Source organism: Streptomyces sp. CLCI03, from assembly GCF_053615355.1.
Map to the genome: position 1 here is coordinate 4,240,103 of NZ_CM132132.1, position 21,753 is coordinate 4,261,855.

Consider the following 21,753-nt stretch of genomic DNA (forward strand, 5'->3'; position numbering starts at 1 on the left):
TCGGCAGCACGCTGCCGATATGACCACCACCACGCCGGCCCGCACCACCACGAGGATGGCCGCCCTCGTCAGTGAGATCCGCACGGTCGTGGAGCGGGGGCTGGCTCCCGACCTCACCGCGTACCTGGTGGGTGAACGGCTCGCCCCGCACCTGGGCGCGCCCGACCTGCTGAGCCCGGCGCAGCAGGAAGGCGACCCGGAGCGCTACCGGCAGCACATCCTGCACGCCGAGTCCGACGGCAGCTTCTCCGTGGTGGCACTGGTGTGGCTGCCCGGACAGGAGACCTGCATCCACGACCACGTGTCGTGGTGCGTGGCCGGGGTGCACCAGGGCGAGGAGAGCGAACGCCGCTTCCGGCTCGCCCCGGGCGCCGGTCCCGCCCGGCTGGTGGCCACCGAGGACGTGGTCAACGCCCAGGGCGAGGTCTGCGGGTTCGCCCCGCCCGGTGACATCCACAAGGTACGCAACTCCTGTACGACCAAAGCGATATCGGTGCACGTGTACGGCGCCGACGTCTCCCGGCTGGGCACCAGCATCCGTCGCGTCTACACGCTCCCCGTCGACTGATGGCCCTCCTCCACCGCCCTCAGGGCACGCCGGTCCGGCCTGTTTCACGTGAAACACCCACGCCATGGCCCGGGTTGGCGATGGCGGCGGGCGGCGCGCTGACGGCCTGGTGCGTCCATCGCCTCGTGCCCGCCGTGCCGATGCTGACCGCGTCGGTGGTGCTGGGCATCGCGGTGGCGCACCTGCCGCGCCTCCGGACGTTCGTCCGCGCGGCCGCACGCCCGGGCCTCTCCCTCGCCGGCCGTCGGCTGATGCGGATGGGCATCGTCCTGCTGGGTCTCGGCCTCGGACTGGACCAGGTGCTCCGGTTGGGCTGGGCCACGGTGGCCATGGTGGTCGGCGTGGTCGCGGCCACCTTCCTCGGCACCCTCTGGCTGGGCCGCCGGCTGGGACTCCCGGGCGATCAGCCGCTGTTGATCGCCACCGGGTACTCGATCTGCGGTGCCTCGGCGATCGGTGCGGTGAGCGAGGTCTCCGGGAGCGACGAGGAGGACGTGGCCGCCTCGGTGGCCCTGGTGACTCTCTGCGGCACGCTCGCCATAGGGATACTCCCGCTCCTCCAGGGGCCGTTGGGACTCTCCGACCCCGCCTTCGGGCGGTGGGTCGGCGCAGGCGTCCACGATGTCGGCCAGGTCGTGGCCACCGCGCAGACCGCGGGCCCGGCCGCCTTGGGCGAGGCTGTCCTGGTCAAGCTGATGCGGGTGGCGCTGCTCGCCCCGCTGGTGGCGGCCGTGGCCTTCTCGGTACGGGCCCGGCGGCGCGGGGTGCGCACCGCCTCGGGCCGCAGGCCGGCGCCGGTGCCGCTGTTCGTGCTCGGGTTCCTGGCCGCGGCCGCGCTGCGCGCCACCGGGGTCCTGCCCGACATAGCGCTGGAGTGGGCGCACACCGCCCAGGAGGCCCTGCTGGCGGCGGCCCTGTTCGGCCTGGGGAGCGCGGTGCACCTGCCGACGCTGGCCCGGACCGGCGGGCGGGCCGCGGCACTGGGCCTCGGGGCGTGGGTGGTGGTCGCGGGCGTCTCGTACGCGGGCGTGCTGCTCACCGTATGACGCGGCATGACACCGTCTGACGCAGCATGGCGCCGTATGGCGTTGCAACGGCGCGGAGTTGGCCATTTCCTGGCCGGAACCGACCGAACATTCCGACTGCCCGCTGACATTGCGACGCGCCCGTGCCACTCTGCCCCGGCAATCAGCACGACGCACCGCGCACGACGCACGACGCACGACGTTCCACGAACCGCGCACAGCCGATCCGCACCGACCGCTCTTCACCCCCACCCTGCCCGGCTTCGCCACCCGGCCCGGGCACGGCAGAAGGAGTCATGCGTGAATCGTCATCGCACGGCCTTGTCCGTCCTGCTCGCGGCCGGCGCCCTGGTCGCGAGCGCCCTGACGGCGGCCACCCCCTCGATCGCCGCGGATGCCCCCGCGTCCTTCCGGCAGCAGCACACCCAGGGCTTCTGGACCGCCGAGCGGATGCGCGCAGCGGTCCCGCTCGACGTGACGGCGTTGCCCGGAGCGGCCCGTACCCCGGTCGCCACGTCGGCGACCTCGACGACCGTCGCCCCGACGGCGGCCGCGTCCCCCACGGCGTTCCCACAGGCGGGAGGCGCCTGGACGACCGGCGGCGCCGTGGTGAAGACCTCGGGGCGCGTCTTCTTCAAGATGGGCGACCGGACCGCGTCCTGTTCCGGCGACTCGATCACCAGCACCAACGGCAGCACGGTCATCACGGCCGGCCACTGCGTGAAGTACCAGGGCGCCTGGCACACGAACTGGGTCTTCGTCCCCGCCTACAACAACGGCTCCGCTCCCTACGGGCAGTGGTCGGCCACCAAGACCTTCGCCACCGACCAATGGGCCGCGAGCGAGGACATGAACATGGACGTCGGCCTCGCCGTCGTCGCCCCGCTGAACGGGCAGACCCTCAGTCAGGCCGTCGGGGCCCAGGGGATCGCCTTCAACGGCGGCTACAACAAGAAGATGTACTCCTTCGGCTTCCCCGCGGCGGCCCCGTACGACGGCAGCAAGCTGGTCTACTGCAGCGGCAACAGCGGCAAGGACTTCCTGCTGACCAAGGACCACAGCCTGGGCTGCAACATGACCGGCGGCTCCAGCGGCGGCCCCTGGTTCCAGGACTTCAACGAGGCCACGGGCCTGGGCACCCAGGTCTCGGTGAACAGCTTCGGCTACACCTTCCTCCCGAACCGGATGTACGGCCCGTACTTCGGCAACGAGGTGAAGGCGGCCTACGACAAGGCCCAGACCTCCTGACCCCCGAGCCGCTCCCGCCACTCCCACCTGGCCGGTACTCTGTACCGGCCAGGTGGGTTGCCCGAGCGGCCTAAGGGAACGGTCTTGAAAACCGTCGTGGCGCGAGTCACCGTGGGTTCAAATCCCACACCCACCGCACCAGGTCAGACGATGTGCTGATCAGAAGGGGTGTCCCGACCAGGGGCACCCCTTCCGCCGTTCCCGGGCCTCGATCAGCTTGCGGGCGAACTCGACCGCGTCGTCCCTGCTCCGCCGGGGCAAGGTGGGCGAGGCGATTCCCGGCTTGCCGGTCCGGCGGGTGCGTGCTGAAGGAAACGCGCAGGTCAGAGCGAGTCCAGAGGCGTGTTTCCGGCGGATCCGGGGAGGGCGGGCGCGAGGGCCGAGCCACGGTGTTGAGCCTTCCGAGTGGTGTTTGTCGGAAGATCGGCGCGCGTCGTGGGGGCGACGCGGTTGCGACCACATCATGACGAATGTATTCAGATCCGCCCGTCCGAACATCGTGAATCGAGGCACCTCGTCATGACTCAGCGCAGCATCCTCACGTCGATCTGGACCTCCGTCCTCGCCGTCCTGATGGCCGTCCTCTCCGGCTTCGGTTTCGCGGTGAAGTCGGCCCCGGCCGCCGCCTCCGCCCCCGCCGCCGCGGGCACCGAGGGCGCCGAGGCCACCGCCGTACGTCGCCCGGCCGTCGCGGCCCGGCGGAGCTGGCGGGCGATGATGCGGGGCGGTTCGCTCCCGCCGACCATCAAGCAGCGGATCCACGCCGAGGCGCACGGCAAGACCCCCTCCGTACGACGTTCCACCACCGCCGCGGCCATGGGCGCAGGGACCGGATCCGGGACCGGAACCACCCCCCGCACGTCGGCCTCTCCCACGGTGCCCGCCGCGACGCACGCCGCGGTACCCGCGCCCGCAGCCGCGGTGCCGGCAGCCGCCTCCGGTGCTGCCCGGGACGGGCTCGCGCTCGCCGCGTAGTCCCGTAGCCCGGTACGTACGTCCCGTACACGCAGTCCGTGAGAGCGCAGAGCAGAGCAACACACAGCAGAGCAACACACAGCAGTGCAAGACAGAGCAGCACAAGGCACGGCAGTCGCAGGGTCCGGTTCGCAGGCGCACGCGCCGCCACCGGACAGGAGCAGGGGCAAGAGCGGTAGCGGAACGAGAACCGCGGCAGGAAGAGCGGGACGAGCAACAGGCGGAAACAGCGGACGGAAACAGCAGGCGGAAGCCGCAGCGAGAAGCAGCGGTCAGAGGATCGGCAGGGACAAGAGCAGCAGTAGGCCCGGTATCAGCGCTGGAGCCCGGTCGGTCGTGACCGTGGATCGCGCTACGAGGGTGCCCTTGGGCAGGGCATGGATGGATCACCCCGGCTCACGCCGGGGCGCGCAGGGGGCGTGAAGCTTGGCATTGCAGGGCCGTAGGCCCGGGAGACGGTGGGGTTCCCGGACGGCGCGGCCCTTTTCGGCATGTTCGGGACAGGCGGTCTGGCGGAACGCTTCACCCCTTGCGCGGCGCGGGATTCAGCCGCTTCCAGAGCGCTGACCTGGGGCTTCGAAGGTGCGAATGAGGTTTATCCGATGTTGGTCATACTTGCGGGGGAATCGGCGGCTCCGTGGTGGTTCGCCGGGGATTCGGTGGGCAACTCTGGTCTCGCGACGTCGTCACCACACGGAACGAACCAACAAGGCGGTCGGCCAACTGCCTTGGAAGAAGTCCCACTTCGGTTTTCTGGAGGATCGAGACATGGCAAGCATCCGTACCGCCCGCGTCATCGCCGCTGTCGCCGCTCTCCCCCTCGCCGCCGCTCTCTTCGGCGGGGTGGCGTCGGCCGACAACGGCGCCCTCGCGAACGACGGATCGAATGCGAGCGTGGCCGGCGTCGTCGGCAGCGGTGTGGGCGGCGACAACAACGGCAACTCGTCCACCTCGCAGCAGGTGGCCACGGGTTCCGGCGCCTCCAACCAGAGCAACACCGCCCAGGTGAACGGCTCGGCCCTCACCGCGATCGACCAGTCCCACACGACCGTCGCGGTCAACTTCGTCCCCTGGTGGTAGCCGCGGCCTGAGCCGCTCCGATTCTTGAGGGCGTCTGTGCGACCGGACCGGCTGGGGTCCGGTAGCGCAGGCGCCCTCGCGCATGCCGCCCCGACCTTGACACCACGGGTGAATCTGACGGACAGTCAGGTTCCCTCGATGATGTGATGCCGGGAGGCCCGCGCCGTGCACCTCGCCCCGACCGAAGGCCAGTTGCGGCTCCGCGCCGAACTGCGCGCGTACTTCAAGGACCTGCTGCCGAACGGCCTCCCCGACGACCCGGCCCGCCAGCGCGAACTCCTGCGCCGGATAGGCGCCGACGGACTCCTCGGCCTCGGCTGGCCCGTCGAGTACGGCGGCCAGGGCCGCGGCGCCGACGAGCAGTTCGTCTTCTTCGACGAGGCCTACCGGGCCGGTGCCCCCGTCTCCATGGTCACGCTCAACACCGTCGGCCCGACCCTGATGAAGTACGGGACCCAGGAGCAGAAGGACTACTTCCTCCCCCGGATCCTCGCGGGCGACGTCGTCTTCGCCATCGGCTACTCCGAACCCGAGGCGGGCACCGATCTCGCCGCCCTGCGCACCCGCGCCGTCCGCGAGGGAACCGACTGGCTGATCGACGGGCAGAAGATCTTCACTTCCAACGCCCAGAACGCGGACTGGATCTGGCTCGCGTGCCGCACCGATCCCGAGGCCCCCAAGCACAAGGGCATCTCGATCATCCTGGTGCCCACCGACACCCAGGGCTTCTCCTGGACGCCGATCGACACCGTGGGCGGCCTCACCACCACGGCCACGTACTACGACGGCGTCCGCGTGCCCGCAGGTCATCTCGTCGGCCCCGAGCACGCCGGCTGGGGCCTGATCACCAACCAGCTCAACCACGAGCGCGTCGCCCTCGCCGCCATCGGCATGCAGGCCGAGGACTTCTACGTGTACGCCCTCGACCACGCCCGCACCCCCGACCCGGTCACCGGCGACCGGTCCGCGGACCGCCCCTGGGTGCAGTCCCGGCTCGCCGAGGCGCACGCGCGCCTGGCCGCCGTACGCCTCCTCAACTGGCGCCTCGTCCAGGACGTGGGTAGCGGCGCCCTGGCCCCCGGCGACGCCAGCGGAGTGAAGTTCCTCGGCACCGAGTCCACCGTCGAGGTGTACCGGATGTGCCAGGAGGTGGTGGGCGAGGAGGCCCTCATCCGCGGGCCCGCGGCCTTCGCGGGCGGCGAGCTCGAACGGATGAACCGGGCCGCCCAGATCAACACGTTCGGCGGCGGGGTCAGCGAGGTCCAGCGGGAGATCGTCGCCATGATGCGGCTCGGTATGAAGGGGAGGAAGCGATGACGGCGGACGCGGATGCGGACGTGCACGACGTGGACACGCACGCGAAAGCGGCCCGGGCCACGGCCACGCCAGAGGCCGAGGAGGCGGCCCGGTTCCACACCCTGCTGGCGGCCTTCGAGGGCCGGCCGGCCGCCACCGGAGGCCGCGGCAAGGACGCGGTCAACGAGCCGATGATCCGCCACTGGTGCGAGGCGATGGGCGATGCCAACCCCGCCTACACCGGGCCCGACGCCATCGCGCCGCCCACCATGCTCCAGGCCTGGACGATGGGCGGCCTTTCCGGACACGCCGACCGCTCCTCCGCCTACGACGAACTCCTCACCCTCCTCGACGGCGCCGGCTTCACCTCCGTGGTCGCCACCGACTGCGAGCAGGAGTATCACCGCCCTCTGCGCCCCGGCGCCGCGATCAGCTTCGACGCCGTCATCGAGACCGTGTCGCCCCGCAAGACGACCAAGCTGGGCACCGGCCACTTCGTGACCACCCGTATGGACGTCCGGGCCGACGGGGAACCGGCCGGCACCCACCGCTTCCGCATCCTCAAATACGCGCCCGTCGCCCGACCGGTAGCGCGGCCGGCGGCCCAGCGCCCGCCCGCACAGCGCCCCCGCCCAGTGATCAACCGCGACAACCAGGGGTTCTGGGACGGGGTGCGCGATCACAAACTGCTGATCCAGCGCTGCACCTCCTGCGCGGCCCTGCGCTTCCCCTGGCTCCCCGGCTGCAACGCCTGCGCGAGCCCCGACTGGGACACGGTCGAGGCCTCCGGCGTCGGCACGGTGTTCAGCTACGTCGTCATGCACCACCCGCCCTTCCCGGCCTTCGACCCGCCCTACGCGGTCGCACTCGTCGAGCTCGCCGAGGGAGTCCGGATGGTCAGCAACATCACGGGCGTGCCCTCCGACAAGGTGCGCATCGGCCTCCCCGTCCAGCTGGAGTTCCTGCGCGTCGACGACGGCCTCGAACTTCCCGTTTTCAGAGGGAGCGAGGGCTGATGGACTTCCACCCCACCGAGGAGCAGGCCGCCGCGGCCGGTCTCGCCGCCCGGATCTTCGCGGATCTCGCCACCCATGAACGCCTCGCCGAAGCCGGCACCGGCAGCGACGCCGAGCTGTGGAAGGCCCTCACCACCGCCGGACTGACCGCCGCGATCGAGGAGATCGGCCTGCTCGGCCTGGTCCTGCTGCTGGAGGAACAGGGCCGCACCACCGCGCAGGTCCCGTACGCCGCCACCTGCGTGTACGGGATCCTCCCCGTGGCCGCGCACGGCAGCCCCGAGCAGCGCGCCCGGCTGCTGCCCGCCCTCGGCACGGGCGAGGCGGTCGCCACCGGAGCCTTCCCGGCACACGGTCGGATCACATCCGAAGGCGGCCGGCTCACCGGGACCGCCCCCGCCGTGCCGTGGCTGCGCGACGCCACGCACCTACTGGTCCCGGACGCGGACCGGGCACTGTGGCTGCTACGGACCGACGCGCCAGGCGTACGGACCGCACCGGTGGAGACCACCGCGCCTTGGTCGGCGGGCCGACTGACGCTGACCGGGGCCGAGGGGGAACGCCTCGGCTCCGAGGGCGCGTACGAGGACACACTGGCCGCCGCCCGCACCGCCTTCGCCGGACTCCAGGCGGGCGTCTGCGCGGGCTCCCTGGCCCGCGCGGTGGAGTACACCTCCATCCGGGAGCAGTTCGGCAGGCCGCTCTCCACCAACCAGGGGGTCATGCTGCGCGCGGCCGACGCGTACATGGACACCGAGGCGATCCGGGTCACGACCTACGAGGCGGCGTGGCGGATCGACCAGGGCCTCGTGGCCCATGAGCACGCGCTGACGGCCGCCTGGTGGGCCTCGGAGGCAGGCAAGCGGGTCGTGCACGCCGGGCAGCACCTGCACGGCGGCATGGGCGCCGACCTGGACCATCCCGTCCACCGGCACTTCCTGTGGGGACGCCACCTGGACGCCTACCTGGGCTGCGGCAGCGAGCTGCTGGCCGAGCTGGGGGCCTCGATCGCGGCCGCCCCCGCATTCGCTTCGACAGCCGAGGGAGAGCAGGCATGAACGTCGGCGACACGCTGCCGCCGCTGGAGATACCGGTCACCCGCACGTTGATCGTCGCGGGTGCGATCGCCTCCCGCGACTACCAGGACGTGCATCACGACGCCGCGCTCGCGCAGGAGAAGGGCTCCCCGGACATCTTCATGAACATCCTGACCACGAACGGCCTGGTCGGCCGGTACATCACCGACCACCTCGGGCCGCGCGCCGTCCTGCGCAAGGTGGCCATCCGCCTCGGTGCCCCCAACTATCCGGGCGACACGATGACCCTCACCGGCACGGTCACCGCCGTCTCGGGGACCGCTGCCGCAGGGACCGTTGCCGCCGGGACCGTCGTCGAGATCAGGGTCGTCGGCGCCAACGGCATCGGCCACCACGTCACGGGAACGGTCACCGCGGAGGTGCCGGCATGAGCGTCCGCATCCGCGACGAGCTCGGTGGCCGGGCCGCCATCGCCGGCATCGGAGCGACCGAATTCTCCAAGGACTCCGGCCGCAGCGAGCTCAAGCTCGCCGTCGAGGCCGTGCACGCGGCCCTCGACGACGCCGGCCTCACCCCCGCCGACGTCGACGGCATGGTCACCTTCACCATGGACACCAGCCCCGAGATCGCCGTCGCCCAGGCGGCGGGCATCGGGGACCTCTCCTTCTTCTCCCGGATCCACTACGGCGGCGGCGCGGCCTGCGCCACCGTCCAGCAGGCCGCCCTGGCTGTCGCCACCGGGGTCGCGGAGGTCGTCGTCTGCTACCGCGCCTTCAACGAGCGCTCCGGGCGCCGCTTCGGGTCCGGGGTCCAGCAACGGGAGCCCTCGGCGGAGGGGGCGGCGCTCGGCTGGTCGCTGCCCTGGGGCCTGCTGACCCCCGCCTCCTGGGTGGCCATGACCGCCCAGCGTTACCTGCACACCTACAACCTCACCCCCGAAGCATTCGGGCACGTCGCGGTCACCGACCGCCGGCACGCCGCGAACAACCCCGCCGCGTACTTCCACGGCAAGCCCATCACGCTGGCCGACCACGCCGCCTCACGCTGGATCGTGGAACCCCTGCGGCTCCTGGACTGCTGCCAGGAGACGGACGGCGGTCAGGCCGTCGTCGTCACCACGACCGAGCGCGCCCGGGACCTGCGGCACGCGCCCGCCGTGATCACCGCGGCCGCGCAGGGCGCGGGGCGCCGCCAGGAGGGCATGACCTCCTTCTACCGCGACGACCTCACCGGGCTGCCGGAGATGGGCGTGGTCGCCCGACAGCTCTGGCGGACCAGCGGGCTGCGGCCCTCGGACATCGACGTCGGCATCCTCTACGACCACTTCACCCCCTTCGTGCTGATGCAGCTGGAGGAGTTCGGCTTCTGCGCGCCCGGCGAGGCCGCCGACTTCGTGGCCGCGGACGCACTGCCGCTCAACACGCACGGTGGCCAGCTCGGAGAGGCGTATCTGCACGGGATGAACGGCATCGCCGAGGCCGTGCGTCAGCTACGCGGTACCTCCGTCAACCAGGTCGCGGGGGCGGCGCACGCGCTCGTCACAGCCGGCACCGGGGTTCCGACCTCGGGTCTGATCCTCGGCGCCGACGGCTGAGAAACCGGGACCCACGGTCCCCGCCCCCTCCACCTTCAGGGGGTGGGGGCGGCCTTGTTCCTACAACCTGAGGTGGATCCACCATCGGCACCTGCGGCCGATCCCACGGCGGGCGGGCGCTCCTAGCGTGGAGACATGACCACGCCTGTGTGCACGCTCGCCTCGAATCCGACGCCGTACCCGTCGTTCTCGGCGTACGTCCGGACCCGCGGCACGGTCCTGATGCGCACCGCGCGCTCCCTCACCGCCAACCCGTGCGATGCGGAGGACCTGCTCCAGACCGCCCTCGCGAAGACGTACGTGGCCTGGGACCGGATCGAGGACCATCGCGCCCTGGACGGTTACGTCCGGCGGACCCTCGTCAACACCCGTACCTCCCAGTGGCGCAAGCGCAAGGTCGACGAGTTCGTATGCGACGAGCTTCCGGAGACCGAGGCGGTTTCGGCCTGCGACCCCGCCGAGGCGCAGGCGCTGCGCGACGCGATGTGGCGCGCGGTGACCCGGCTGCCCGATCGGCAGCGGGCCATGGTCGTCCTGCGGTACTACGAGGACCTGAGTGAGGTGCAGACGGCGGAGCTGCTCGGGGTCTCGGTCGGCACCGTCAAGAGCGCGGTCTCCCGCGCGCTGGGCAAGCTCCGCGAGGACCCGGAGCTCATGCCGGTCCGGTGAGGCGAAGGGTGTTTCACGTGAAACCTGAGGACGTCCCAAGATGTTTCACGTGAAACACGCCCTGGTTTCTACTCCCGGGTAGTGACAGACCGACCGGTACGTGCGCAGAATCGGCAGCATCCGTAGCCGCCGCAGCGCCGCAGCGCTCACCGGGAGGACGCTTTGCTCAGCACCATGCAGGACGTACCGCTCCTCGTCACCCGCATACTCCGTCACGGGATGACGATCCACGGGAAGTCCCAGGTCACGACCTGGACCGGGGAGGCTGAGCCGCATCGCCGCAGCTTCGCCGAGATCGGCAACCGCGCCACCCGTCTCGCCGGCGCCCTCCGCGACGAGCTCGGAGTACAGCAGGACGAGCGGGTCGCCACCCTCATGTGGAACAACGCCGAGCATGTCGAGGCGTACTTCGCGATCCCTTCCATGGGCGCGGTCCTGCACACCCTCAACCTGCGGCTTCCTCCTGAGCAGCTGGTCTTCATCGTCAACCACGCCGCCGACCGGGTGGTGCTGGTCAACGGCACGCTGCTGCCCCTGCTCGCACCGCTGCTGCCGCACCTGCCGACCGTCGAGCACGTGGTGGTCAGCGGCATCGGCGACCGGTCCGCGCTCGAAGGCCTGAACGTGCGGGTGCACGAGTACGAGGAGCTCCTCGAAAACCGCTCCGACAGCTACGACTGGCCGGAACTGGACGAGCGCCAGGCGGCCGCGATGTGCTACACCTCCGGCACCACCGGGGACCCCAAGGGCGTCGTCTACTCCCACCGCTCGCTCTACCTGCACTCGATGCAGGTCAACATGACCGAGTCGATGGGCCTGACCGACCGGGACACCACCCTCGTCGTCGTTCCGCAGTTCCACGTGAACGCGTGGGGGCTGCCGCACGCCACCTTCATGACCGGTATCAACATGCTGATGCCGGACCGGTTCCTGCAGCCCGCCCCGCTCGCCGAGATGATCGAGCGGGAGAGGCCGTCGCACGCCGCGGCCGTCCCCACGATCTGGCAGGGCCTGCTGGCCGAGGTCACCGCCAATCCGCGCGACCTCACGTCGATGAAGCAGGTCACCATCGGCGGCGCGGCCTGTCCGCCCTCCCTGATGGAGGCGTACGACAAGCTCGGCGTCCGCGTCTGCCACGCCTGGGGCATGACCGAGACCTCGCCGCTGGGCACGATGGCGCACCCGCCGGCCGGCCTGAGCGCCGAGGAGGAGTGGCCCTACCGGATCACCCAGGGCCGCTTCCCGGCAGGTGTCGAGGCCCGGCTGATCGGCCCTTCCGGTGACCTCCTGCCCTGGGACGGGGAGTCGGCGGGCGAGCTGGAGGTGCGCGGCAACTGGATCGCGAGCTCCTACTACGGCGGTGCGTCCGGCGAACCCTTCCGGCCCGAGGACAAGTTCAGCGCCGACGGCTGGCTCAAGACCGGCGATGTCGGTGTGATCAGCGCCGACGGCTTCCTCACCCTCACCGACCGCGCCAAGGACGTCATCAAGTCCGGCGGCGAGTGGATCTCCAGTGTGGACCTGGAGAACGCGCTGATGGCGCACCCCGAGGTCGCCGAGGCCGCGGTCGTCGCCGTCCCCGACGAGAAGTGGGGCGAGCGCCCGCTGGCCACGGTCGTCCTCAAGGAGGGCGCGACCGTGAACTACACGGGCCTGCGCGAGTTCCTCGCCTTGACCGTCGCCAAGTGGCAGCTGCCGGAGCGCTGGACGTTCATCGAGGCGGTGCCGAAGACCAGTGTCGGCAAGTTCGACAAGAAGGTGATCCGCAAGCAGTACGCCGACGGCGCCCTGGACGTCACCAAGCTCGACTGACGAGCGCGGACGCCTAACCCCGAGTGAGCCATGGCCGCAGCAGCCTGCTGACCGCGGGCATGGCCACGTAGGTCATCAGCGTGCTGAACACGAGGGCGAAGGCAGCCGTTCGCAGCACGAAGTGCAGATCCACCAGGTACGGCCCGAGCACCGCGTTGCCGATGAGCGAGATCGGGAAGATGGCCAGCCCCGAGCTGATCACCATCTTCCACCGCGGCGGCGCGGGCCGGGTCGTACCCGGCTTGGCGAACCAGGTCTCCATGCCGTGCAGTTCCCGGCGGGCTATCTCCGTGTGGTGGTGGCCGAGGCAGTTGGAGAACCACTCCGCCCGCTCCGGGGAGTCCTGCCAGCGCTCGAAGGCGGCCTGGTTGCGGAAGCGGTGGACCAGGAACCACGGCCCGCCCTCCGTCGCCGGCCGGAAGAGCCCGTACCCCAGGTGGTCCGGGAAGCCCGCGGCCGTCTCCAGGATGCCGTGGGCCCAGGCCTCGAAGGTCTCCTCGTGGCCGGGCTCCACCTGCCGTGCGATGAGCAGATTCACCTCCCCGTTGTCGGCGGGGACGGTGTGCTCGCTCGTGTTGATGATGGCCATCGGCCCAGGATTACTAGTTGGTGCCGATCTTGGCGAGCAGGTCCACGATGCGGCCCTGGACGTCCGCCGTGGTGGACCGCTCGGCGAGGAAGAGGACGCTCTCGCCGGACGCGAGCCGCGGCAGTTCGGACGGGTCGATGCCGGTCGTCGTGTAGACGACCAGAGGGGTGCGGTTCAGCTGCCCGTTCGCGCGCAGCCAGTCCACGATCCCGGCCCGCCGACGGCGCACCTGCATCAGGTCCATGACCACCAGGTTGGGCCGCATCCGCGTCGCCAGTTCCACGGCGTCGGTGTCGGCACCCGCCCGCGCGACCTGCATGCCGCGCCGTTCCAGGGCGGCGGTCAGCGCGGTCGCGATCTCGTCGTGTTCCTCGATCAGCAGCACCCGGGAAGGGTGCTGTTCGCTGTCCCGCGGGGCCAGCGCCTTCAACAGCACGGCCGGATCGGCGCCGTACGCCGCCTCGCGCGTGGCGTGCCCCAGCCCGGCCGTGACCAGTACGGGGACCTCCGCGGCCACCGCGGCCTGACGCAGGGACTGCAGAGCCGTCCGGGTGATCGGCCCGGTCAGCGGATCGACGAACAGCGCGGCGGGGAACGCGGCGATCTGCGCGTCCACCTCCTCGCGGGAGTGCACGATCACCGGCCGGTAGCCGCGGTCGCTCAGCGCCTGCTGCGTCTGCACATCGGGCGCGGGCCACACCAGGAGCCGGCGCGGGTTGTCCAGCGGCTCCGGCGGCAGCTCGTCGTCCACGGGCCGCGGCACGGGCCGATTGACCACCTCGACGGCGCCGCCCGGGCCGTCCAGCGGCTCGGGGCCCTCGTCGGAGCCGGCCTCGGGAGCCCCTATCGCGAAGGCGCGGCCCTGCGGGGCGGGCTCGGCGAGCCGGCGACGGCGGCCGGACCCGGAAGCGGCACCGGCCGCGGCGGGGTTGGCGCCGCCCGGATCGACCGAGATGCCCTGGCCGAGGGTGCCGAGCGCGCGCACGCTGATCGGCTGCGCGGCCTGGCCCTCCGCCGGGGCGTCCTGCGGCCGACGCGCACCGGGGACGGCGACCTGGCCGGAGGCCCCGTCGCCCTCGGGAGCGGTACGGGCGGCCGGAACCGGCCACGCCGGGGCGCCGGCCAGCGCGCGGCGCCGCCCGGTCGGATTCTCGGCGGAGTCCTCGGGCTGCGCGGCGGCGGCTGCGGCGGTGGCAGCGCCGGCTGCCTCGGGCTCGGGTTCGGCTGCGGGGGCGCCCAGCACCCTGCGGCCACGCCGCCCGGCCGGAGAGTCCGCGTCGGAGCCCGCCGCGGGGGCAGCCGGTGTCGGGCCGGCGGGCAGCGCGAAGCCGCCCTCGGGAGCGATGGGCCGCGCGGGAGCGGGCGTCGGCCCGAGCCCGGTCGCGGGGACGGGGCCGGCGGGCTGCGCCGCACCGGCCGGGCCCAGCGCCCGGCGCCGTCCGGCGGGATGCTCGGTCACCGGAACCGGCGGCACCGTGGGCACGGGCGGGAGCGCGGGCATGGCGGTGCCCTGTGGGGGCACGGGCCGGCCGGGACCGTCCGGCCCGCCGGGACCTTCGGCCTCGCCGCTGCCGTCACCGGCCCGGCCGCGCCTGCGTCCGGTGCCGAGCCCTGCCGGGTTCACCGGGGACTGCGCGAGTTCGGGGCCCGTCTCGGGAGCGTCCGCGGCCTCGCCCGCGCGCCGCCGCCCGGAAGGCAGCGCCAGCGCGCCACCACCCTGTGCGGCCTGTGCGGCCTGTGCGGCCGGGGGGCCGGCGGGCTCGTCGTCCAGGAAGGCGTCCACCCCGCGCCGGGCACGCCGCCCGCCGGAGACCTTGCCGGGAGCCGCGCCCCCGGCCGTCCCCGCGCCGTCCGTGGTCGGGCCGGCCGGGGGCTCCTCCTCCGGCTCCGGCAGGACCACCGTTCCGGCGCCCGAGCCGAGCGGGAGTTCCAGCACGTACGCCCCGCCGGGCGCGCCCGGGACCTCCACCGTCTGCAGGACGCCGCCGTGCGCGGCCACGATCCCCCGCACGATCGGCTCGTGGACCGGGTTGCCGCCCTCGTACGGCCCGCGCACCTCGATCCGTACGACGTCGCCGCGCTGAGCGGCGGCCACCACGATCGTCGAGTCGCTGTAGCCGCTGCCCTGGCGGGTCTTGCCGGTGGCGTCCACCCCGGCCACGTCCGCGACCAGGTGGGCCAGCGCGGTCGCGATCCGGTCCGCGTCCACCTCGGCCTCGATGGTCGGCGCGTGCACGGCGAACTGCGCGCGGCCCGGACCGATCAGCTCGACGGCCCCGTCGACGCCCGCCGCGACGACGGTGTTGATCAGGACGTTCTTCTTCGTGAGCCGGTCCCTGCCGGTGTCCAGGCGCTGGTAGCCGAGGACGTTGTCCACCAGCGTGGTCATCCGCGAGTACCCGGCCGCCAGGTGGTGCAGCAGCTGGTTGGCCTCGGGCCACAGCTGTCCGGCGTCGTCGGCGGCGAGCGTCGCCAGCTCACCGCGCAGCTCGTCCAGCGGCCCCCGCAGCGATTCGCCGAGGACGGCCATCAGCTGGGCGTGCCGTGCGGCGAGGGCGTCGTAGGGCCGACGGTCGGTGAAGGTCATGACGGCGCCGACGAGCTGCTCCCCGTCCCGTACGGGCGAGGTGGTCAGGTCGACGGCGACCGGCTGTCCGGCCTTGTTCCACAGCACCTGCCCGCGGACGCGGTGCTTGCGGCCGCTGCGCAGGGTGTCGGCGAGCGGGGACTCCTCGAAGGGGAAGGGGGAGCCGTCGGCGCGGGAGTGCTGGACGAGGCCGTGCAGTTCGCGGTTGCCGAGGTCGGTGGCCCGGTAGCCGAGGATCTGGGCGGCGGCCGGGTTGACCAGCACCACCCGTCCGTCGGTGTCGGTGCCGACGACGCCCTCGGCGGCGGCACGCAGGATCATCTCGGTCTGCCGCTGCGAGCGGGCCAGCTCGGCCTCGGTGTCCACGGTCTGCGAGAGGTCGCGGACCACGAGCATCAGCAGCTCGTCACCGGTGTAGGCGGGTTGCGGCTCGCGGTAGGCGTCGCGTCCGTCGAGATGCGCGCTGGTGACCTCGACGGGGAACTCGGAGCCGTCGGTACGGCGCGCGGTCATCCGTTTGGGTTTGGCGCGGCCGCCCTCGTCCTCGCCGGGCCGGCGCATCGAGCCGGGGATCAGCTTGGAGTCGAACTCGGGCAGGAGGTCGAGCACGCCCCGGCCGACGAGCCCGGTGCCGGGGCTCTCCATGACCTCGAGCGCGATCGAATTGGCGTTGACGACCGTGCCGTTGGCGTTGACGAGCAACAGCGCGTCCGGAAGAGCGTCGAGTATTGCTGCGAGGCGAGCAGCGCCTCGGGATGGCCTGCTGCTCACGACGAGCTTCCTCCCTGACCACAACTACCGGCAAGTCACGGGAGGAGTCTAAGGCCACAGGCCCGCGATGGGGTGGCCGATGTGTGGTGGATACCGCCCATCCCGCGCATCCTCCCAGGTCAGGAACGCCCACTCGGAAGCAGAGGTTCCAACTCGTCCCAGCGTCGGATCTCGCATCCGTCGGTCCGCCGGAACGTGGCGTCCACCTTGTGGCCGTTCCACGTTCCGGTGATCCGGGCGGTGGCGGGGCCCCCGTGCTGCATGGTGCAGATCTGCCGCTTGGAGACGGGGGCGAAGGGGTCCTTGCCCTCCCTGGCGAACTGGTTCAGCCGGGCGCAGGCCCCTTCCGCCTCCGGGTGGTCGCCGCCGACGGGGCCGCATTCGAGCCGGTACTCCCGGTCCAACTGGCGGTTTCCGGTGTCGGCCATGGCGATGGTGAGGCGGTCGGGCGTCGCCAGCAGCCGGCCCAGCGGGAGCGGCGGTAGCGGCCCGGCCACCGCGGCGGCCAGGGCGGAGGTGACGGCGAAGGCGGCGAGACGCAGCATGGGGCACTCCAGGTCGTCCGTACGTCGTACGCCTGCCCAACGACCGGAGCGCGCCGACGTTGCGTGTCGCGGCCGCTTTAAGGCTTTGCCCTCCGCCCGTCCCGCCTAGTACCGTGGGAGCGGATTGGTGAGGGGCCCTGCGCCTGTGTCATCATCTGCACGCACCTTCGTACGCGAGGGTGTGCTGGAGGCGTCGCCTAGTCCGGTCTATGGCGCCGCACTGCTAATGCGGTTTGGGGCTTACACCCCATCGAGGGTTCAAATCCCTCCGCCTCCGCACCTCATCGAAGCCCCGGTCCTGACGGACCGGGGCTTCGCTGCGTTCCGGGGCGATCCGGCCGGCTCCGACCTTTGCGCGAAGCCATCCGGATGATCTCCATCCGAGCCGTTTCCGCAGGTCAGAAGCGGTTTGGCTAATGGATTTCGCGTCCCGGCGAGGTCCATGTATTGTTGTTCTCGCAAGGCCAACGGGGCGCAAAACCCCGAGAAGCCCAAGCACTCGTAGCTTAACGGATAGAGCATCTGACTACGGATCAGAAGGTTGCAGGTTCGAATCCTGCCGAGTGCACAGCAGGACAGAGGCCCCCAGGAGAAATCCTGGGGGCCTCTGTCGTATGTCCTTGTGGTTGTCGTGAAGGCCCGGCGTCTCCTCCTTGATGGGGACGGGGTCCCCCGGAGGTTGTCGGGGGTGGGATGGCTCCTGCGGGGGACGCGGACGAGGGGCCGGCGTCGGTACGGTTTTCGGAGATCGTCCGAGGTCGGACGTCGTAAGTCGGAAATCGGGGGCACTCATGGGACTGTTCGGGAACGCTCACACCGTCGACCCCGAGTCGGCGCAGCGGGACTACGCGCGCTTGCTGGGGCAGGGGGAGCGGGTGCACGCCGCGTACCTGCTGATCCGGGACACGATCCTGTTCACCGATCGGCGGCTGGTGCTCGTCGACAAGCAGGGGCTCACGGGGAAGAAGGTGGAGTACCACTCCGTCCCGTACCGGAGCATCACGCACTTCTCCGTCGAGACCGCCGGGCACTTCGATCTCGACGCCGAGCTCAAGATATGGATATCCGGCAGCTCGACGCCGATCGAGAAGACCTTCACCAAGGGTGTCGACATCTACGAGGTGCAGGCGATCCTGACCCAGTTCGTCGCCCGGTAGGCGGCCCGGCCCTCAGAGGACGCGGGGCAGGCCGGTCACCGACATCACCAGGGAGTAGAGCGAGGTGGTGGCAGTGATGAAGAGGCGGTTGTTCTTGGCGCCGCCGAAGGCGATGTTGGAAACCGGTTCGGGGACGCGCAGGCGGCCGATCAAGGTGCCGTCCGCGGCGTAGCACCGGACGCCGTTCTCCATGGCGGCCGCCCACAGTCGGCCCTCGTCGTCGAAGCGGATGTTGTCGACGCCGGGGCAGGTGGTGAAGACGCGGTCGTCGGTGAGGGTGCCGTCGTCGGTGACCTTGAAGGCGCGGATGTGGCCGGCCCGGGTGTCCGCGGCGTACAGCTCGCTCTCGTCGGCGGAGAAGACCAGCCCGTTGGGGCCGAGGAAGCCGTCGGCGACCAGCCGGACCTCTCCGGTCGAGGGGTCGGCCCGGTAGAGGTTGCAGGAGCCGATCTCGCTGGGCGCGCGGTGGCCCTCGTAGTCGCTGGTGATGCCGAAGTCCGGGTCGGAGAACCAGACGGAGCCGTCCGAGCGGACGACCGCGTCGTTCGGGCTGTTGAGTCGCTTGCCGTCGAAGCGGTCGGCGATGACGGTGAGGCTGCCGTCCGGTTCGGTGCGGGTGACGCGCCGGTTGCCCTGCTCACAGGTGATCAGGCGGCCTTCGCGGTCCAGGGTGTTGCCGTTGGAGTGGCCGGCCGGGGAGCGGAAGACGGAGACCGCGCCGGTCGCCTCGTCCCAGCGCAGCATCCGGTCGTTGGGGATGTCGCTCCACACCAGTTGCCGCCAGGCGGGCAGATAGAGCGGGCCCTCCGCCCAGCGGCAGTCGTCGTGGAGCCGGTCCAGTCGGGCGTCGCCGTTGGCGCAGCGGCCGGTCCTGAAGCGTTCATCCAGAATCTCGTACAAGGCGAGGTCGGCTATGGCAGACATGATTCCCCCCGGAAGAGTCTCACCGAATTCTGTTCGGTCTGATGGTGAGATTGCAGGATCAGGTACCGTCTTCGCAAGGGTCGACAGGCCCATGAGAGGGAGATTGCGTGGACGACATCGACCGTGCGCTCGTCCTGCGCCTGCAGCAGGACGCCGGCCAGTCGTATGCCGCTCTCGGCACGGCCGTCGGGCTCTCGGCGGGGGCCACCCACGAGCGGGTACGGAAACTGCGCGAGCGTGGGGTGATCCGGCGGACCACCGTCGACGTCGATCCGGCGGCCGTCGGCAGCGGCGTCCTGGCCTACGTGATGGTCGACTCCAACGCCTGGATGGGTGAGTCCGGGGCAGACTTCGCCGCGATCCCCGAGATCCAGGAGGCGCACATCATCGCCGGTAGCGCGTCGGTACTGGTCAAGGTGCGGACGGCCTCGACCGAGCAGCTGCAGGACGTCCTGCGCCGCCTCTATGCCATCGACGGCGTCAGCGGTACGCACGCCACCGTCGTCCTGGACACCTTCTTCGAGCGTCCGCTCCCGCTGTGACCTGGTGGTGCACCGGGATCCGGTGGAAGGACGGGCGCCCCGCCATCGGGTGGTTCGGGGAGGGGCGCGGCGAGCGGGTGAGCGAGCTCGCGTACGGGCGGCGGATCGCCTTCGCCGCCCGCGGGGAGCGGCACTGCCTCGGTGTGCGGCGGGCCGGGAAGCGCACCCCCTGCCCCACCGCGGAGACCGTGTCGGGCCGCGCGGGGAACGCGCAGTGCCCCGAGTGTGCCCGCCTCGACCGGTCGTTCTCGGTGGCGGCCGACACCAACGCCGCCGATCCGCGCACCTACCGGGTCTACCTGGCCTGGTTCGGGCCCGGCATGGTCAAGGTCGGGATCACCGCCGAGGAACGCGGTTCGGTCCGGTTGCTGGAGCAGGGGGCGGTGGCATGGGCCTGGCTCGGGCGTGGTCCGCTGATGGCCACCCGGCGCACCGAGGAGCTGCTGCGGGCGGCGCTCGGGGTGCCCGACCGGATCGCGTACGCCCGTAAGCGCGGCGTACGGGCCCACCTGCCGGCGGCGTCCGAGCGGGCCCGGGAGGTCGCCGAACTGCACGCACGGGCGGCGGCGCTGACCGGGTGGCCGGAGTCGCTGGAGCGGGTGGGCTGCGAAGTGGTCGACCACGCCGAGGCGTTCGGGCTGGACGCCCTGCCGGGTCTGCCGGGGCCGGGACGGGTGCTCACCGAGATGGTGCCCGGCGGGTTCGTCGTGGGCCGGCTGGCGGGCGCGGCCGGTCCCGATCTGCACTTCGCCGACGGACTCGTGGTGGACACCCGGCTGCTGGCGGGCTGGGAGCTCGTCGCCGTGGGGGACGAGGCGGTGACCTCGGTCCCGACGGCGCAGATCCCGGCCGTCCTCGGGGCTCCCACCGAGCAGGACGGACTGTTCTGACACGAGTGGACCGAGGCCCGGACCCTGGCGCGGAGCACGGGGTGGAGCACGGCCCGATCGTGGCGGCCCTGGTCAAAACTTGGATCCCTTTGGCCTTCCGGGGCCGATTCCGGTGGACATGCCGGGGCGGCTCGGCCGAGGGTGTTCGACATGACCACTCAGCCGGTACCGGCCTTCGAACCGCCTTATGTCATGGCCGTTTTCAGCAACATCCGCACCGACGACGACAGTGGATATCCCGAGACCCTCGCGCGGATGAAGGAGATCGTCCGGACGAACCCGGGCTACCTCGGCTACGAGTCCGCCCGCACCCCCGGGGGCCTGGGCATCACCGTCGCCTACTTCCGCGACCACGAGTCCCTCACCGCGTGGCGCAAGGACCTCGAACACCAGGCGGCCATGAAGCAGGGCCGCTCCGACTGGTACGAGAGCTACACCCTGCACGTCGCCACCGTCGAGCGGAGCCACGGCTTTGTCCGCAACGGCTGAGGCGGTCCGCGCCTTCCGGGAGCGGCTCGGGCTGCCCGGACTGGTCGACGTCCACACCCACTTCATGCCCGAACGGGTCCTGGACAAGGTGTGGGACCACTTCGACGCGGTCGGCCCGCTGACCGGCGTCGAGTGGCCCATCACCTACCGGCACGAGGAGGAGCGGCGCGTCGCGCTCCTGCGGGAGTTCGGGGTCCGCGCCTTCACGGCCATGCTCTATCCGCACAAACCGGCGATGGCCGCCTGGCTCAACTCCTGGTCCGCCGATTTCGCAGCCCGCACCCCCGACTGCCTGCACACCGCGACGTTCTTCCCGGAGGAGGGCGTGAGCGGGTACGTCCGCCAGGCCGTCGAGTCCGGGGCCCGGATCTTCAAGTCGCATCTCCAGGTCGGCGGCTACGACCCGAACGACGACCGGCTCGACCCCGTCTGGGGGCTGCTCGCCGAGGCCGGCCTGCCGATCGTGATCCACTGCGCCTCCGGCCCCGTCCCGGGCAAGCACACCGGACCCGAGCCGATCGCCCGGCTGCTGGCCCGCCACCCGAGGCTGCCGCTGGTCATCGCGCACATGGGCATGCCCGAGTACACCGATTTCCTCGACCTCGCCGACCGGTACGCCGAGGTACGCCTGGACACCACCATGGCCTTCACCGACTTCTCCGAGCGGATGTGCGGCTTCCCACCCGGGGACCTCGGACGCCTCGCGGACCTCGGCGACCGGATCCTCCTCGGCACCGACTTCCCGAACATTCCCTACCCCTACGAGCACCAGCTCGCCGCGCTCGAACGGCTCGGCCTCGGCGACGACTGGCTGCGGGCGGTCTGTCACGACAACGGAGCCCGGCTGTTCCGACTCGACGGCTGACGCCCCGGCCCGGATCGGGCACGGCCCCCGGCGTGCGGTCCCGATGTCCGGATCCGTGGTCCTGCCTCTTCCCT

21 protein-coding genes and 3 tRNA genes are annotated in these 21,753 nt (G+C 71.6%); 20 read left to right on the top strand and 4 right to left on the bottom strand.

The genetic code is table 11. The features are described from left to right. Positions 1 to 19 precede the first annotated feature (19 nt). The 13 genes from ACWG52_RS19535 to ACWG52_RS19595 all read left to right on the top strand — a co-directional run bounded on the left by ACWG52_RS19535 (position 20) and on the right by ACWG52_RS19595 (position 12,320). Positions 20 to 568, top strand: coding sequence for a cysteine dioxygenase family protein (locus ACWG52_RS19535; RefSeq protein ID WP_389804551.1), 549 nt, complete (start codon positions 20 to 22; stop codon positions 566 to 568). After that, positions 568 to 1,614 (top strand): YeiH family protein, encoded by a 1,047-nt coding sequence (locus ACWG52_RS19540; RefSeq protein WP_389804554.1) that lies wholly within the window; start codon positions 568 to 570, stop codon positions 1,612 to 1,614. Before ACWG52_RS19535 ends, ACWG52_RS19540 begins: the two co-directional genes overlap by 1 nt. Before the next feature lie 279 nt (positions 1,615 to 1,893). Next, positions 1,894 to 2,841: a trypsin-like serine peptidase gene (locus ACWG52_RS19545; RefSeq protein ID WP_389804557.1), complete on the top strand. Its 948-nt coding sequence runs from the start codon at positions 1,894 to 1,896 to the stop codon at positions 2,839 to 2,841. 51 nt (positions 2,842 to 2,892) lie between these two features. Continuing rightward, a tRNA-Ser gene (locus ACWG52_RS19550) sits at positions 2,893 to 2,977 on the top strand. Positions 2,978 to 3,360: 383 nt separating this feature from the next. Then, entirely contained in the window at positions 3,361 to 3,816 is a 456-nt protein-coding gene (locus ACWG52_RS19555; RefSeq protein WP_390168561.1) for a DUF6344 domain-containing protein, read from the top strand. Positions 3,817 to 4,584: 768 nt separating this feature from the next. Next, the gene (locus ACWG52_RS19560) at positions 4,585 to 4,896 is read left to right on the top strand and encodes a hypothetical protein (protein WP_386235377.1); all 312 of its coding nucleotides are present in this window, start codon (positions 4,585 to 4,587) and stop codon (positions 4,894 to 4,896) included. Between the two features lie 165 nt (positions 4,897 to 5,061). Beyond that, complete coding sequence (locus ACWG52_RS19565) at positions 5,062 to 6,213, top strand: acyl-CoA dehydrogenase family protein (RefSeq protein WP_389804564.1); 1,152 nt, start codon at positions 5,062 to 5,064, stop codon at positions 6,211 to 6,213. After that, positions 6,210 to 7,208 carry a bifunctional MaoC family dehydratase N-terminal/OB-fold nucleic acid binding domain-containing protein gene (locus ACWG52_RS19570; RefSeq protein WP_390139393.1) on the top strand — a complete coding sequence of 333 codons (999 nt, stop codon included), beginning with the start codon at positions 6,210 to 6,212 and terminating at the stop codon, positions 7,206 to 7,208. The genes ACWG52_RS19565 and ACWG52_RS19570 overlap by 4 nt, the downstream gene beginning before the upstream one ends. Beyond that, positions 7,208 to 8,266 carry an acyl-CoA dehydrogenase family protein gene (locus ACWG52_RS19575; protein ID WP_453125458.1) on the top strand — a complete coding sequence of 353 codons (1,059 nt, stop codon included), beginning with the start codon at positions 7,208 to 7,210 and terminating at the stop codon, positions 8,264 to 8,266. Before ACWG52_RS19570 ends, ACWG52_RS19575 begins: the two co-directional genes overlap by 1 nt. Then, a complete protein-coding gene (locus ACWG52_RS19580; RefSeq protein ID WP_389804573.1) occupies positions 8,263 to 8,676 on the top strand; it encodes a MaoC family dehydratase in 414 nt (137 codons plus the stop codon). The genes ACWG52_RS19575 and ACWG52_RS19580 overlap by 4 nt, the downstream gene beginning before the upstream one ends. Continuing rightward, positions 8,673 to 9,839, top strand: a complete 1,167-nt coding sequence (locus ACWG52_RS19585) for a lipid-transfer protein (RefSeq protein WP_453125461.1) — start codon at positions 8,673 to 8,675, stop codon at positions 9,837 to 9,839. Before ACWG52_RS19580 ends, ACWG52_RS19585 begins: the two co-directional genes overlap by 4 nt. 135 nt (positions 9,840 to 9,974) lie before the next feature. Continuing rightward, complete coding sequence (locus ACWG52_RS19590) at positions 9,975 to 10,508, top strand: SigE family RNA polymerase sigma factor (protein ID WP_033223349.1); 534 nt, start codon at positions 9,975 to 9,977, stop codon at positions 10,506 to 10,508. Between the two features lie 162 nt (positions 10,509 to 10,670). Then, a complete protein-coding gene (locus ACWG52_RS19595) occupies positions 10,671 to 12,320 on the top strand; it encodes a long-chain fatty acid--CoA ligase (RefSeq protein ID WP_390168559.1) in 1,650 nt (549 codons plus the stop codon). Positions 12,321 to 12,333: 13 nt separating this feature from the next. Here the strand turns inward: ACWG52_RS19595 and ACWG52_RS19600 are convergent, their stop codons facing one another. From ACWG52_RS19600 to ACWG52_RS19610, 3 genes are all read right to left on the bottom strand, one after another. Beyond that, entirely contained in the window at positions 12,334 to 12,909 is a 576-nt protein-coding gene (locus tag ACWG52_RS19600; protein ID WP_051763499.1) for an antibiotic biosynthesis monooxygenase, read from the bottom strand. A 13-nt stretch (positions 12,910 to 12,922) separates the two neighbouring features. Beyond that, positions 12,923 to 16,267, bottom strand: coding sequence for a response regulator (locus tag ACWG52_RS19605; protein ID WP_390139395.1), 3,345 nt, complete (start codon positions 16,265 to 16,267; stop codon positions 12,923 to 12,925). Between the two features lie 119 nt (positions 16,268 to 16,386). Then, a complete protein-coding gene (locus ACWG52_RS19610; protein WP_453125464.1) occupies positions 16,387 to 16,812 on the bottom strand; it encodes an SSI family serine proteinase inhibitor in 426 nt (141 codons plus the stop codon). Positions 16,813 to 16,998: 186 nt separating this feature from the next. Between ACWG52_RS19610 and ACWG52_RS19615 the strand changes: the two genes are divergently transcribed. From ACWG52_RS19615 to ACWG52_RS19625, 3 genes are all read left to right on the top strand, one after another. Beyond that, positions 16,999 to 17,089, top strand: a tRNA-Ser gene (locus ACWG52_RS19615). A 218-nt stretch (positions 17,090 to 17,307) separates the two neighbouring features. Further along, positions 17,308 to 17,380, top strand: a tRNA-Arg gene (locus ACWG52_RS19620). Between the two features lie 223 nt (positions 17,381 to 17,603). After that, entirely contained in the window at positions 17,604 to 17,969 is a 366-nt protein-coding gene (locus tag ACWG52_RS19625; RefSeq protein ID WP_033223355.1) for a PH domain-containing protein, read from the top strand. A 12-nt stretch (positions 17,970 to 17,981) separates the two neighbouring features. On the opposite strand, the gene ACWG52_RS19630 is transcribed toward ACWG52_RS19625, so the two are convergent. Next, a complete protein-coding gene (locus ACWG52_RS19630; protein ID WP_389804588.1) occupies positions 17,982 to 18,893 on the bottom strand; it encodes an SMP-30/gluconolactonase/LRE family protein in 912 nt (303 codons plus the stop codon). Between the two features lie 107 nt (positions 18,894 to 19,000). Between ACWG52_RS19630 and ACWG52_RS19635 the strand changes: the two genes are divergently transcribed. The 4 genes from ACWG52_RS19635 (at position 19,001) to ACWG52_RS19650 (ending at position 21,679) form a co-directional block, all read left to right on the top strand. Further along, entirely contained in the window at positions 19,001 to 19,435 is a 435-nt protein-coding gene (locus ACWG52_RS19635; protein WP_033223357.1) for an Lrp/AsnC family transcriptional regulator, read from the top strand. Next, positions 19,432 to 20,325 carry a DUF2797 domain-containing protein gene (locus ACWG52_RS19640; protein ID WP_453125467.1) on the top strand — a complete coding sequence of 298 codons (894 nt, stop codon included), beginning with the start codon at positions 19,432 to 19,434 and terminating at the stop codon, positions 20,323 to 20,325. The genes ACWG52_RS19635 and ACWG52_RS19640 overlap by 4 nt, the downstream gene beginning before the upstream one ends. Before the next feature lie 150 nt (positions 20,326 to 20,475). Then, the gene (locus ACWG52_RS19645) at positions 20,476 to 20,814 is read left to right on the top strand and encodes an antibiotic biosynthesis monooxygenase family protein (RefSeq protein ID WP_266383378.1); all 339 of its coding nucleotides are present in this window, start codon (positions 20,476 to 20,478) and stop codon (positions 20,812 to 20,814) included. Then, entirely contained in the window at positions 20,798 to 21,679 is an 882-nt protein-coding gene (locus ACWG52_RS19650) for an amidohydrolase family protein (RefSeq protein ID WP_389804595.1), read from the top strand. Before ACWG52_RS19645 ends, ACWG52_RS19650 begins: the two co-directional genes overlap by 17 nt. Positions 21,680 to 21,753: the final 74 nt, after the last annotated feature.